Here is a 12,013-nt window from a genome sequence, read left to right on the forward strand (position 1 = left end):
CCATGTCGCTCCTTGAACTCATCGCCGCCACGCTCGGGGTGATCGCCGTCTGGCTGACGGTCAGGCAGAACATCTGGTGTTGGCCGATCGGCCTGGTGATGGTGTCGATGTACAGCTGGATCTTCTTCGAGGTGAAGCTGTATTCGGACATGCTCCTGCAGCTGGTCTACGCCGTGCTGCAGGTCTATGGCTGGTGGCAGTGGCGGCGTGGTGGCGAGCGCCATCAGGGCCGCGAGGTCACGCGCCTGAGCGCCGCCGGCCTGGCCCTGAGCCTGGCCATAGGCGCCGCCGGAAGCCTGGGCCTGGGTTACCTGATGGCCACCTACACCGACGCCGCGGCGCCCTGGCTGGATGCCGCCCTGACCGGCTTCAGCCTGGTGGCCCAGGTGTGGATGGCGCAGAAGCGCCTGGAATGCTGGCCGCTGTGGTTCACCCTGGACGTGCTGTTCGTCGGCCTGTTCGTGCACAAGGAGCTGTACCTCACCGCCGGCCTCTATGGCCTGTTCTGCCTGCTGGCGCTGCACGGCTGGCAGAGCTGGCGCCGCGCCCCGGAACTGGCCCGCGCATGAAGGTGCTGGTGCTGACCGGCCCGGAGTCGAGCGGCAAGAGCCGCCTGGCCGAGGCCCTGCAGGCGCGCTTCGGCGGCCTGCTGGTCGGCGAGTACGTGCGTCACTTCATCGAGCAGCAGGGCCGCGACACCTGCTACGCCGACATCGAGGCGATCGCCCGCGGCCAGCTGCAGTGGGAGGATGCAGCCCGCGCGGCGGCGCCGCCGCTGCTGATCCTCGACACCCACCTGCTGAGCAACCTGCTGTGGAGCCGGACGTTGTTCGGCGACTGCCCGGCCTGGATCGAGCAGGCCCTGCTGGCGCGCCGCTACGACCTGCACCTGCTGCTCGACCCGCACGGCGTGCCCTGGGTCGACGATGGCCAGCGTTGCCAGCCGCAGCTGGACGAGCGTCTGCGTTTTCACCAGGCCTGCCGCGATTGGCTGCAGGCCCACCAGCAGCCGCTGCGTCAGCTGGGCGGCGACTGGGCGCAGCGCGAGCGGTGGGCCCTGGAACATATTGCTGAGTGGCTGACTGAGCCCCCGCATCGCGACCGTTGATGCCTGGCTTGCTAACTGCCTCTATACGGAACTAAAAGGCCAGTCTTGCGACTGGCCTTTTGGTTGAACGCGCCGCTCGGCGCTATTTGCCCGCCTTCCGATTGCGCACATACAGCGCCTCGCCGCCGGTGGCACTGCTGCCGCGCACCTGCAGTTCGAAACGCTTGGCCTGGCCCTTGATCAGCTCGCTGAGCTTCTTGAAGCCATAGAGGCGGGCGTCGAAGGCCGGGCGCAGCTTGCTGATGTTCTGCCCGAGCACACCGAGTTCGACCCAGCCGTCCTCGTCGTCGATGTCGTCGATCAGCTTGGCGATAAAGTCCACCGGCACCTTCTGCGGCTTCTTCCTGGCCGTTGCCTTGGCCGGCTCGGCGGGGGGGCTGTCGCCGGCAGCGGCCTTGTTCTTGTCGCCGTTGCCGGGCTGCTCGTCCGTCGTATCTGCCGCGTCGGCACGGAGGATCTCGGTGTAGATGAACTTGTCGCAGGCCGAGACGAAGGGCGAGGGCGTCTTCTCCTCGCCGAAGCCGTACACGGTCAGGCCCTCCTCGCGCAGGCGCGCGGCCAGGCGGGTGAAGTCGCTGTCGCTGGAGACCAGGCAGAAACCGTCGAAACGCCGGGTGTAGAGCAGGTCCATGGCGTCGATGATCAGCGCGCTGTCGGTGGCGTTCTTGCCGCGGGTGTAGGCGAACTGCTGGATCGGCTGGATGCTGTGGTCGAGCAGCACCTGTTTCCACTTGCCCAGGTTGGGCTGGGTCCAGTCGCCGTAGATGCGTTTGACGCTGGCCACGCCGAACTTGGCGATCTCCTCGAACAGCCCCTCGACGATGGCGGCCGAGGCGTTGTCGGCGTCGATCAATACGGCGAGCAGCTTCTGTTGCCGGGTTGAGCTGGGTTTATTGGCCATGGCTCGTCCTTGATCTGAAGGTGCCTCGACCATACTGCGGATGCCGCCTCGGCGCCAGGGCCGGGCGGGCGTGCACCTGGTCGGCTGGCGTGGCGAACAGTGGAACGGCCCGGCTGGCGGGGCTTGCGCCCTTTCCGGGTTGATGGCTAACTGCTTGCAATGTCGGCTTTCGTCCGCGTCCTGCGGCAGCGGCGCGTCTCGATGGGCCCCTGACAACCGAACTGCTGTCCGCAATGGATTTCCGATAGCCAATGCTGCGCCGGCATCGAGGCGAGATCCGAACCTGTGGCGATATAGCCGAGACACCCCGATGACCGTCGACAAAGCCACTGGCGTGCCTGCGCGAACCTCCCTGCGAACCCAGATCATCGTGCGGGGCGCCCTGCGCAGCCTGGTGATCGCCGCGCTGTTGTGCCTGGCCAGCTACTACCATGTGGCGGGCATGCTCGAGGACGGCGTGGTCGAGCAGCTCGAGCAGTTCATCGCCGAACGTGGCCGGCGCGATTCGGAGCCGTTCCTGCAGACCGAACGCCACCATCGGGCCGTCGAGCAGGCCTTGCTCGAACAGCTGCAGTCGGTGCCGCTGGCGACCGGTGCGGCGTTGTTCGATGACTATTTCGAGCCCTGGCCCGACGGTACCTGGCGCACCCGGACCGGCTGGTACGAGGGGCAACTGTTCAAGGATGGTCTGCAGCACCGCGGCTTCACCGGCTTCATCGGCCGCGACGTCGAACTGACGCCCCAGCTGCGCCACCGCGCGGCGCTGATCGCGGCGTTGCTGGACTGGTACGGCAGCGCCTGGACGTCCACGGGCCAGTACATCAACTACTTCGTCTCGGCGCCGGAAAACCTGCTGGTCGGCGAGTTCATCGGCGTCCCCTATCTGCACCAGGTCCCGGCCGACAGCTATTTCCCCGACGAAATCTTCGTCGCCCGCGCCAACGAAACGCAGAACCCCCAGCGGCAAGCGGTCTGGACCCACTTCTATTTCGACGCCACCGCCAAGATGTGGATGCTCAGCAGCCTCAAGCCGGTCTATCTGCAGGACCGCCTGGTGGCCACGCTGGGCCAGGACATCCTGCTGGACGACTTCATGCAGCGCACCCTCAAGGATGCCCTGGACGGCACCGAGAACATCGCCTTCAGTGCCGACGGCAGCCTGATCGCCTACGAGCCGTTGTTGGCGGAGATCCAGGCCGCCGGCGGCACGCTGAAGATCGACGGCGACCAGCCGCAATTGCAGGGCATCTTCGCCGCCGTCGCCGGGCAGCAACGCCGCAGCGGCGTGACCGAGACCGATGAGGCCTTTCTCGCCTACACCCGCATCGACGGCCCGGACTGGTACCTGGTCAACATCTACCCCAAGCAGTTGTTGCAGGACAAGGCCGTGGCGGCCGCCACGATCATCCTCGGTATCGCCCTGCTTGGCCTGCTGTCGGAGTTCGCAGTGCTCTGGCTGCTGATCGAGCAATATGTGCTGGCGCCGCTGCGGCGCTTCATCCGGGTGACCGAAAAGGTCGGCGAGGAAGGCCTGAGCGCGCTGCAGGGCAGCGAGCTGCCGCGGCGGCCAGACGAGTTCGGCCGGCTGGCCAGCCGCTTTCGCGAGACGGCGAGCGAGCTCGAAGCCTCGCGCCAGGCTTTGCTGGCGGTTAACCGCGATCTCGATGCCCAGGTCGCGGCGCGCACCGAGGCGCTGACCCAGGCCAACCAGCGCCTGGCCACCCTGGCGATCACCGACGAGCTCTCGGGGCTGCACAACCGCCGGCAATTCCAGCAGGTGGTACCGCAGGAGCTGGCGCGCCTCGCCCGTCTGCAGTCGACGCCGCTGTGGGCGACTCTGGCCATTCTCGACATCGATCATTTCAAACAGATCAACGACCGTTATGGCCATGCGGTCGGCGATCAGGCGATCCGCCAGCTCGGCGCGTGCCTGGCTGCGCTGCACCGGCGCGCCGGGGACCATTGCTTTCGCCTGGGCGGCGAGGAATTCGCCCTGTTCACCAGCGCCGAGCAGGTTGACGGCGACAAGCTTCAAGCCTTCGCCACGCACCTGCTCGAGGCGGTGCGCAGCCTGGCCATCGAGGTTTCGCAGCCGGAGCAGACGGGGCGCCTGAGCGTGTCGGTCGGCATCGCCTGCGTCCAGGCCAACACCGAGCTGAGCCTGGAAAGCCTGTACAAGCTGGCCGACGATGCGCTCTACCTGGCCAAGCAGAGTGGCCGCGACCAGGCCAGGATAGTCCTGCTCAGCGGCAGCGGCAGCGGCAGCGGCGAGCAGGCGACAACGCTCGAGCTGGGCGTGCACTGAGCGGCAACAGGCAGTGGTTCTACGCTCTGACTGCGGTCGATAGTGGTGGCGCCTTCAACTTTGCGGCGGCTGCCCCCAGCGCTGATAGATGGCCTCCAGCCTGCCGAGGCGCTGCAGGAGACGTAGCGCCTCGGCGAAGCGCGCGGCGCGTTCCTGATCGTTCCTGGCGAAGGCGACGAAGCGCGGCATCTGTGCCAGTCGCCGCGGCAGGATGCGGACCTTCCCTTCGGCCCCTAGCTCGCGGGCGAAATGCAGCAATTGGACTTGATCGCCGACGATCAGGTCGACGCGTCCGGCCAGCAGCATGGACACCAACTGCCGCGGGTTCTGCGCGCTGCTGTCGCGCCTCAGCGGGGCCTGGTCGTAGTCCGTGTCGTAGGCGTAGCCCTGCACCTGGCCGATGACGTAGGGCTCCAGGTCGCTGAGTTGCTGCCAGTCGTCCAGTGCGGCCTTGTGCGCGGCCATGAACACGGTAGCGCCGGTGCGGATCGGGCCCACCAGCAGGTATTGGGCGTGGCGCTCGGCGGTGCCGGCGAACTGGAAGGCCATGTCGACGCTGCCCTGTTCGAGCATGCGCTTGACCCGCTGCCAGGGATACAGACGCAGGTCGTAGTCGATTCCGGCGGTCTGCAGCACCGTGCCGACCAACTCGACATCCAGCCCCTGGGGTGTGGCGTCGCGGCTCGTGGCGAAACTGTAGGGGGCGAACTGTTCATCTCCGACCACCTTCCATGGCTCGGCCATTGGCGTCGAGCCGAGGGTCAGGAGCAGGCATAGCAGCAGATAGCGCATGGGGTGTTCCGTCTGAGCTTGGCGTGCAGCATGGCACCCTGAGGGTGGCTAGGCAAACGCGCGAAAGGGGGGCTCGATAGGCGGTAGTGAAGGGTTTGCAAGTAGCCCCCTGTTGCCAGAAACTCAGCCGCTGTTCGGTCGCGCGCCGCCGGCACGCTGCTGGTCCGGGCAGGCCTGGCGATCGAACTTCTCGACATAGGGATTACCGTGGCCCATGACGCAGCCGACCTGCTGGTTGCGCCAGCGCTCCCACTGGCTGACCGGGTACTGGCGGTGCCAGGCCTCGTAGGTGCGGCGGTCCTGGCGCGACAGGCGCAGCCGATAATGATCGGCCATGTACAGGTAGATGCGCGCCGCGGCGCCGCGCGCCTGCTCCGGCGGCATGGCGGTCCTGGCCTTGAAGTCGACGCGCATCGGGCAGGCGCCATATTGCGCGGGCGCGGCGGCGAGCATGCCGAGGGCATAGTTGGAACGGTCGCCATTGAGCTCGCCGATGCTCGGTACCAGGTTGTGCAGGTCGGCTTCGGCGGCGCGGAATACCGGGTCGTTACGACTGCAGTTCTTGCGGCCGCCCTGCTGCCAGCACTGGCGCTGATGGCCAATCACCCAGGCCGGCACCACATGCTCCCACTCCAGGCGTTGTGCACGACGCAGCTGCTTGCGCGGCTTGTAGCCACAACTGTCCAGATCCACCTGCTTGCCCTGGTAGGCGCAGCCGCAATAGAAGGTGGTCTGCCGCTGGGCATAGAGCTTCCAGGCGACCTTCTTGGCGGCGGCAAAGGACTGCGGGGCATCGGCGTGGGCGGGCAGGGCGAACAGCAGGCACAGCAGGGCAAACAGGCGGGACATGGGCGGCTCGGGTAAAAAAGCCGCGCATGATAGCCGCTTTGGAGGGGGCGCGGGAGCGTCTAGGACGCAGTTTCTACCTGTGCTTCAAGGAGTTGCGCGGATGCCCAGGAAAAGGCCTGCGCCTGGCTGGATCAGACCTTCTTGACGAACTCGGACTTGAGCTTCATCGCGCCGATGCCATCGATCCTGCAATCGATGTCGTGGTCGCCGTCGACCAGGCGGATGCCCTTGACCTTGGTGCCGACCTTGACCACCAGCGACGAGCCCTTGACCTTGAGGTCCTTGATCACGCTGACGCTGTCGCCGTCCTGCAGGGTGTTGCCCACCGCATCCTTGATCACCTTGGCCTCGTCGTCGCCGCCTGGCGCCTCGGCGCTGGCGGACCATTCATGGGCGCATTCCGGACAGACCAGCAACTGGCCGTCCTGGTAGCTGTATTCGGAGTGGCATTGGGGACAGGGTGGCAGGGTGCTCACTGAGGCTCCTCGGCGACGTTCAGGCGAAAGGCCGCACAGTGTATAGGGTTTGCCGCCCGTGCGGGCATGCCCGGGTCGGGCGCGCCCGCTGCGCCGGCTACCAATGTGGCCCGTAATGGCCGTGGCGGTGATGGCGGCGGTAGTGCTTGTGATGGCGATGCTTGTAGTGGTACGGGCGATAGACATGCTGCGGCACCAGCACGGGCTGATACGGCCGATAGTAGACCGCAGGCGGCGAGTAGTAGTGCGGATAAGGCTGCTGGTAGTAGATGACGCGCGGCGGTGGCGGACCGATCTCGACATACAGCGGTGCATGCTCGTAGCGACTGTTAGCGACTATCGCGCCGCCGATCAGCGCGCCGACCAGTACCCCGGCGACCGCGGCATCACGCCGGGAGCCGTCTGCCGAGACGGCGCCGCTCAGCATCAGGCTGGCGATCAGCACGCTCACTAGAGAAATGCGGCCAAGCATGGACAACCTCCTTCCGCAGAACGGCCGGGCTGGTTATTTTTTTGACCATGCTTGATGCCAGATATCCGCGGCGCCGAGGTAAAAACTTGTGTAAAGGCGCCGGTGTTCGTGGGCCGGCGGCTCAGTCGTACTCCGCCTCCTGGTGTTCGCCCAGCAGGCGCCGCTGGCGCGGGGTGCAGGCAGCCAGCACGGCGGGATTGAAACGCCAGGCCAGATAGGGCGAGAACTTCTGCGCGACCATGCGCCGGCCGTAGTGCACCTGCAGCAGGTAGCGGCAGCGGTCGTTGCTGCGGTTGCGACTGCCGGCGTGCCACAGCTCGCTGCGAAACATCAGCACATCGCCGGCCTGGCACAGCACCGGCTGCGCGGGCCGTCCCCGCCAGCCGCGCTCGCCCGCTCGCGGCGCGCGTCCGGCGCGGTGGCTGCCGGGCACCACCAGGGTGGGGCAGAGGTCGGCGTCGATGTCGTCGAGGTACAGATGGGCGGTGCAGATCTGCATGGGCAGCTCGAACGCCGGGTCGGTCAGCAGCGGGGCCGGCAGCTGCATCACCAGGTAGTCCAGATGCAGCTCGGCGCCGACGAAGCCGGGGTGGCAGCGCCAGGCGGTCTGGCCGATGACATGGCAGTCGCTGCCGAGGGCCGCTTCGGCCAGCTCGATCACCCCTGGCGGGTCGAGGTAGGGCAGCCACAGCGGATCACGGTTGAACACGCACTTGTAATGGTCGAGCAGGCCGCTGTAGTCCCAATGCTGCGCTTGCAGGCGGTCGATGGCGTCGCGCAGCTGGGCGACCTGCGGCGGCGCCAGCACGCCGGGCAGCAGGACGAAACCGTGCTCGTGCAGCGCGCGCAGGTGCGCGGCAGTGGTGGCGGGATCGACTCGGTGTTGCGGCATGCGGGCGATCCTCGGGTTGCGCCGTTCGCCGTCCACCTCAATGGCGGCGGGTCAGGTCATGGACCCCCAGGGACGACTGGCCGCGCTCGGGGTTGGGGTCCACCGCGCTGTGCAGGCGCGTGCTCAACTGGTCGGCGCCGCCGATGTACTGGCCGTCCAGCCAGATCTGCGGCACGCTGATCGGCGTGCTCGCGCCCACCAGCGGTTTGACCCGGGCCAGCATCTCGTACAGGGCGCGGGAGTCCTTGACCACATCGTGATAGCGGAAGTCGATGCCGGCGTGCGCGAGGTAGCCCTCGGCGCGCTGGCAATGGGGGCAGCTTGCCTTGCCGAACAGGTGGTTGCCGCTGACCGGACTGCGGCCGGCGTGGTGGGCGATCACCGCCTCGGTCAGCACCCCGCGGTTGAGCGCATTGCCCTGGCTGATCACCCGCCCCTCGACCATGACGATGGGCGCGTGCCAGCCACCCTTGAGCAGCGGCTGCCACCACTGGCTCAGCCAGTCGCGCAGTCGCAGCTCCACGGGGATGTCCGCCAGCTCGTTGGCCAGGGTGTCCTCGATCACATCGCGGGTCAGGGCGCACTCGCCGCAGGGGATCCTGATCCTCAGCGGACCGAAGCGACCGGCCCAGCGGTAGAGGGTGATTCGAACCGCGGCAGTGCTCATGGGCCTCCTGTCATCTCGGGGAAGGCTTCAACTTCAGCATAGTCAAGCCGCCGCCGCGGCCGCCCCGTGCGTTGGCGGCACGAAAGAGGGTGGCGGACGGCTATTCTCAAGAAGGCGATCACGGCCCGGGCCGTGATCCGCGACCCTATCCGCAGCACAGGCGCCGAGCATGGAACTGGACAAGCTTACCGACGACATCCTCGAGACCCTGTGGCGCTGGGCGACCACGCCCTGGCTGCAGATCGGCGACACCGATCTGCACCTGGCACGGTTGATCGGCCTGGGGCTGATCCTGTTCTTCGCCTGGTGGTTCTCCTCCCTGCTCGAGCACGGCCTGCATAATGTTGCCGCGCGCGGCAAGGGCACCCACATGAACTCCTCGGGGATGTATGCGCTGACCCGCATCATCCGCTATGCGGTGTGGATCATCGGCAGCCTGGTCGGCCTGCGCTACCTGGGCCTGGACCTGACCAACATCGCCCTGGTCGGTGGCGCCATCGGCGTCGGCATCGGCCTGGGCCTGCAGAACATCTTCAGCAATTTCATTTCCGGGCTGATCCTGCTGCTGGAGAAGACCCTCAAGGTCGGCGACTTCGTCGACCTGCAGTCCGGGGTGATGGGCCGGGTCACCGAGATCGGCATGCGCTACACGCGCATCACCACCAACGACCTGGTGGACATCATCGTGCCCAACTCGGAATTCGTGAACGGCCGGGTGACCAACTGGAGCTTCGACGAGAAGTACCGGCGCATCCACGTGCCCTTTGGCGTGGCCTATGGCAGCGACAAGCACAGGGTCAAGGCCGCGGTGCTCAAGGCGGTGGAGGCTGTGCCGGGGTGCATCACCAGCCTGCCCGGGCGCCAGCCGGATGTGTGGCTGACGCGCTTCGGCGACAGCAGCCTGGAGTTCGAGCTGGTGGTGTGGGTCGAGCACGACCTGATGGTCTCGCCCGGCGCCACCCATGCGCGCTTCATGTGGGCCATCGAGGACCAGCTGCGCCTGGCCGAGGTGGAGATTCCCTTTCCCCAGCGCGACCTACACCTGCGTTCGGGCAGCCTGCGCCTGGATCTGGGCGAGAACCCGCGCCTGGCGGTCGGCGAGCCCCGCCCGAGGCAACCCGACCCGGAGGGCTAGTTGTGCTGGCGGGGCCGGTTTCGCCTGGGGGCTGGCGCGTGCTGATGCGGCGAGTGGGCCAGCGCTTTATGGCACTCCAGCCTTGAGGGTGAGGACGCTCTCAGTTGCGCCGCCAGTCGTCTGTGCCTGCCTGCGCTGTGGTCGATTCGTCGACGGAACCGGGCGGCTGCGGGCCCAATCAGGGGCGCGCCCTGCAGATGTACGGCATTACTTATTTGCTATAAGGGCCACCGTGTATTTCTTGTGTTTTTATAATTCACGTAATTTCAATGGCTTACTGTTTGAATGGGCCGTTGGCTGTTGATTGTCGAAGTCTTGACGTTCGCCTGTGGCGCAACTAAACCAATAAAACGGTAGGAGCTGGCAGGCGTGCCGCGTCCACCGTTGGCGGAGAAGAAGCGGCATCGGCTGGGAAGCCTGAGCATGAGAATGGTCGCCTTGTCGGCGATCCGATGGTTCTCACCACAGGGCGGGACGAGTGATGGACAGCAAGAGCAGTACCGGGATGCCGGCAGGCTATCCACGATCGTCGCGGGCGATGCCGAGTCGCTATCCGGGGGAGGAAGCCAGGCACTGGCGCGATGCCGATGCGCCGGTCATCGCCGCGAACTACCTGGCCCGCCTGCTGCAGTCCGAGGGCGGTTCCGGCAAAGCCCGGCTCGTCACAAGCGTGGGCCGCGGCGCTCGGCATTGGCCGTCCGGACTGGCCGCTTACCGCATTTCCTTATCGGCTAAACTGCACTGCGCCTGGCTCGCGCTCAAGCGCTACTTTTCCGGCTCCGCCCGTCACCTGTTTCCTTCCTGCGGCTGCGCTGCGCGCCTCAAGCGCCCGAGCGTCGGGCCGAGCAGGCGCGGCCCCAGGCAACGCTGAGGCGTCAAGCCGCGAGACCGGCGCATCCATCGCCGGGCGACCTTCAGCGTCCGGTAGAGGGTTCCGGCCAGTTCAGCACGCCTTGATCCTTGAAGCGTATGGTCCCGAACAGTCCTCCCGCCAGCTTGCCACTCAGCTCATAGGGCAGGCCCTGGCCAGGCCGGTGGCCGGCGGCGCCCCAGGCCTGGCGAATCGCCGAAAAGGCGGAAATACTCACCGGCACACTGAGCAGGGCTTCGCCGAAGCGCGGCACCTGGCCGCGCTGATCACTCACCCCGCTGGCCAGTGGCTGGCCATTGACCGCCAGCTCCAGGGCCATGCCGTTGTAGTCGAAGGCCGCGTCGTTCGGATTCTGCACACGCAGCTTCAGCGCAAAACGCATTTCCAGCTCCTGGCCGGGGAGCGGCTCCAGGCCGACCAGGTCGACCCGCAACGGGTCGTGCAGGCTGGCACACGCGGCGAGTCCACAGGCCAGCAGGAGGGCGGACAGGGGGCGTATGAGCAGGCGTGAGCTGGAAGGCATGGTTCGGTATTCCGCGGCGGACTCTGGGTAGAGGATAGAAGACCGCCGGGCCATGATTTCTAGCGTCCGTGCTGCCTGGCGCTCAACACCAGGGCGATGCCTCCGAGCACGGCCGCGGCGCTTAGCGCCAGGCGCAGGGTCAGGGCTTCATCGAGCAGCAGGCTGCCGGCCAAGGCAGTGAGGATCGGCACGCTGAGCTGTACCGTGGCTGCCTGGAAGGATTGCAGGCCACGCAAGGCGGTGTACCAGATGGCGTAGCCGATGCCGGAGGTGAGCGCGCCGGACAGCACGGCATAGACCAGCCCCGGCAGGTCCCAGTTGGCCTGGCCCAGCAGCACTGCACTGATCAGCAACGCCAGGGGCGTGGCGCGCAGGAAGTTGCCGGTGGTGGCCGCCAGCGGATCGGCGACGCCGCGCCCGAGCAGGGAATAGGCGCCCCAGGCTGCGCCCGCCAGCAACATCAGCAGGGCCCCGCCCAGCGGTGGCGCGCTGGCGCCCGGCAACAGCAACGCCAGCAGGCCACCGATTGCCAGCAGCAGGCCGACGCTGGCCTTGCCGCCGAAGCGCTCGCCGCGCGACAGGCCCCAGGCGATCATGCTCAGCTGCACGGCACCGAACAGCAGTAACGCGCCAACCCCGGCATCCAGGCTCAGATAGGCGAAGGAAAATGCGGCGGCATAGGCCAGTAGCGCCACGGCGGCGAACCAGCTGCCGGCCGCAGCCACCTTGGCCGTCCGCAGGCGGAGCAGCAACCACAGGGTCAGGGCGCCCGATAAGAGGCGCAGGCTGGTGAAACTGGCGGCGTCGATCTCCGTCTCGCGCAGCGCCAGGCGGCAGAGCAACGAGTTGCCGGCGAAGGCGAGCATGGCCAGGGCAGTCAACAGCAGGGTTCGAGTGGTCATGGTCGGTCCGCGGCGTTGGGCAGTGGCCAGTCTAAGCACGGTCGGGCCGCGATTCACCCTATCAAGCGAGCCAGGCCGTGGGCCGATGCTGGCGCCGTCCCCGGGAAAGCGCTGTGTTCA

General features: G+C 67.0%; 14 protein-coding genes. 5 read left to right on the forward strand and 9 right to left on the reverse strand.

Features of this window, described 5'->3' with window-relative positions; all coding sequences use genetic code 11:
- Positions 1-2: 2 nt before the first annotated feature.
- Both pnuC and ACSX1D_RS02430 read left to right on the forward strand, forming a co-directional pair.
- Positions 3-569 (forward strand): nicotinamide riboside transporter PnuC, encoded by a 567-nt coding sequence (pnuC, locus tag ACSX1D_RS02425; RefSeq protein WP_439860818.1) that lies wholly within the window; start codon positions 3-5, stop codon positions 567-569.
- Positions 566-1,108 (forward strand): AAA family ATPase, encoded by a 543-nt coding sequence (locus tag ACSX1D_RS02430; RefSeq protein WP_439860819.1) that lies wholly within the window; start codon positions 566-568, stop codon positions 1,106-1,108. The genes pnuC and ACSX1D_RS02430 overlap by 4 nt, the downstream gene beginning before the upstream one ends.
- 82 nt (positions 1,109-1,190) lie before the next feature.
- Here ACSX1D_RS02430 and ACSX1D_RS02435 read toward each other — a convergent pair whose 3' ends face one another.
- Positions 1,191-2,009 carry an NYN domain-containing protein gene (locus ACSX1D_RS02435; RefSeq protein WP_439860820.1) on the reverse strand — a complete coding sequence of 273 codons (819 nt, stop codon included), beginning with the start codon at positions 2,007-2,009 and terminating at the stop codon, positions 1,191-1,193.
- Positions 2,010-2,319: 310 nt separating this feature from the next.
- On the opposite strand from ACSX1D_RS02435, the gene ACSX1D_RS02440 reads away from it, so the two are divergent.
- Positions 2,320-4,314, forward strand: a complete 1,995-nt coding sequence (locus ACSX1D_RS02440) for a diguanylate cyclase (RefSeq protein ID WP_439860821.1) — start codon at positions 2,320-2,322, stop codon at positions 4,312-4,314.
- A gap of 54 nt (positions 4,315-4,368) precedes the next feature.
- Here ACSX1D_RS02440 and ACSX1D_RS02445 read toward each other — a convergent pair whose 3' ends face one another.
- The 6 genes from ACSX1D_RS02445 to ACSX1D_RS02470 all read right to left on the reverse strand — a co-directional run bounded on the left by ACSX1D_RS02445 (position 4,369) and on the right by ACSX1D_RS02470 (position 8,462).
- Positions 4,369-5,106 carry a substrate-binding periplasmic protein gene (locus tag ACSX1D_RS02445; RefSeq protein ID WP_439860822.1) on the reverse strand — a complete coding sequence of 246 codons (738 nt, stop codon included), beginning with the start codon at positions 5,104-5,106 and terminating at the stop codon, positions 4,369-4,371.
- A 123-nt stretch (positions 5,107-5,229) separates the two neighbouring features.
- A complete protein-coding gene (locus ACSX1D_RS02450) occupies positions 5,230-5,955 on the reverse strand; it encodes an endonuclease (RefSeq protein WP_439860823.1) in 726 nt (241 codons plus the stop codon).
- Positions 5,956-6,086: 131 nt separating this feature from the next.
- Positions 6,087-6,431, reverse strand: coding sequence for a zinc ribbon domain-containing protein YjdM (locus ACSX1D_RS02455; protein WP_439860824.1), 345 nt, complete (start codon positions 6,429-6,431; stop codon positions 6,087-6,089).
- 97 nt (positions 6,432-6,528) lie between these two features.
- Positions 6,529-6,903 (reverse strand): hypothetical protein, encoded by a 375-nt coding sequence (locus ACSX1D_RS02460; RefSeq protein WP_439860825.1) that lies wholly within the window; start codon positions 6,901-6,903, stop codon positions 6,529-6,531.
- A gap of 121 nt (positions 6,904-7,024) precedes the next feature.
- Positions 7,025-7,795 (reverse strand): phytanoyl-CoA dioxygenase family protein, encoded by a 771-nt coding sequence (locus tag ACSX1D_RS02465; RefSeq protein WP_439860826.1) that lies wholly within the window; start codon positions 7,793-7,795, stop codon positions 7,025-7,027.
- A gap of 37 nt (positions 7,796-7,832) precedes the next feature.
- The gene (locus ACSX1D_RS02470) at positions 7,833-8,462 is read right to left on the reverse strand and encodes a glutaredoxin family protein (RefSeq protein ID WP_439860827.1); all 630 of its coding nucleotides are present in this window, start codon (positions 8,460-8,462) and stop codon (positions 7,833-7,835) included.
- 169 nt (positions 8,463-8,631) lie between these two features.
- Between ACSX1D_RS02470 and ACSX1D_RS02475 the strand changes: the two genes are divergently transcribed.
- Positions 8,632-9,597 (forward strand): mechanosensitive ion channel family protein, encoded by a 966-nt coding sequence (locus tag ACSX1D_RS02475; protein ID WP_439860828.1) that lies wholly within the window; start codon positions 8,632-8,634, stop codon positions 9,595-9,597.
- A gap of 481 nt (positions 9,598-10,078) precedes the next feature.
- On the forward strand, positions 10,079-10,468 hold the full coding sequence (locus tag ACSX1D_RS02480) for a hypothetical protein (protein WP_439860829.1): 390 nt from the start codon (positions 10,079-10,081) through the stop codon (positions 10,466-10,468).
- Positions 10,469-10,511: 43 nt separating this feature from the next.
- Here ACSX1D_RS02480 and ACSX1D_RS02485 read toward each other — a convergent pair whose 3' ends face one another.
- Both ACSX1D_RS02485 and ACSX1D_RS02490 read right to left on the reverse strand, forming a co-directional pair.
- Positions 10,512-10,991 (reverse strand): LEA type 2 family protein, encoded by a 480-nt coding sequence (locus tag ACSX1D_RS02485; RefSeq protein ID WP_439860830.1) that lies wholly within the window; start codon positions 10,989-10,991, stop codon positions 10,512-10,514.
- A gap of 59 nt (positions 10,992-11,050) precedes the next feature.
- Positions 11,051-11,893 carry a DMT family transporter gene (locus tag ACSX1D_RS02490; protein WP_439860831.1) on the reverse strand — a complete coding sequence of 281 codons (843 nt, stop codon included), beginning with the start codon at positions 11,891-11,893 and terminating at the stop codon, positions 11,051-11,053.
- Positions 11,894-12,013: the final 120 nt, after the last annotated feature.

The sequence above is a fragment of the Pseudomonas sp. MBLB4136 genome (genome assembly GCF_051904765.1).
Taxonomy (GTDB): Bacteria; Pseudomonadota; Gammaproteobacteria; order Pseudomonadales; family Pseudomonadaceae; genus Aquipseudomonas.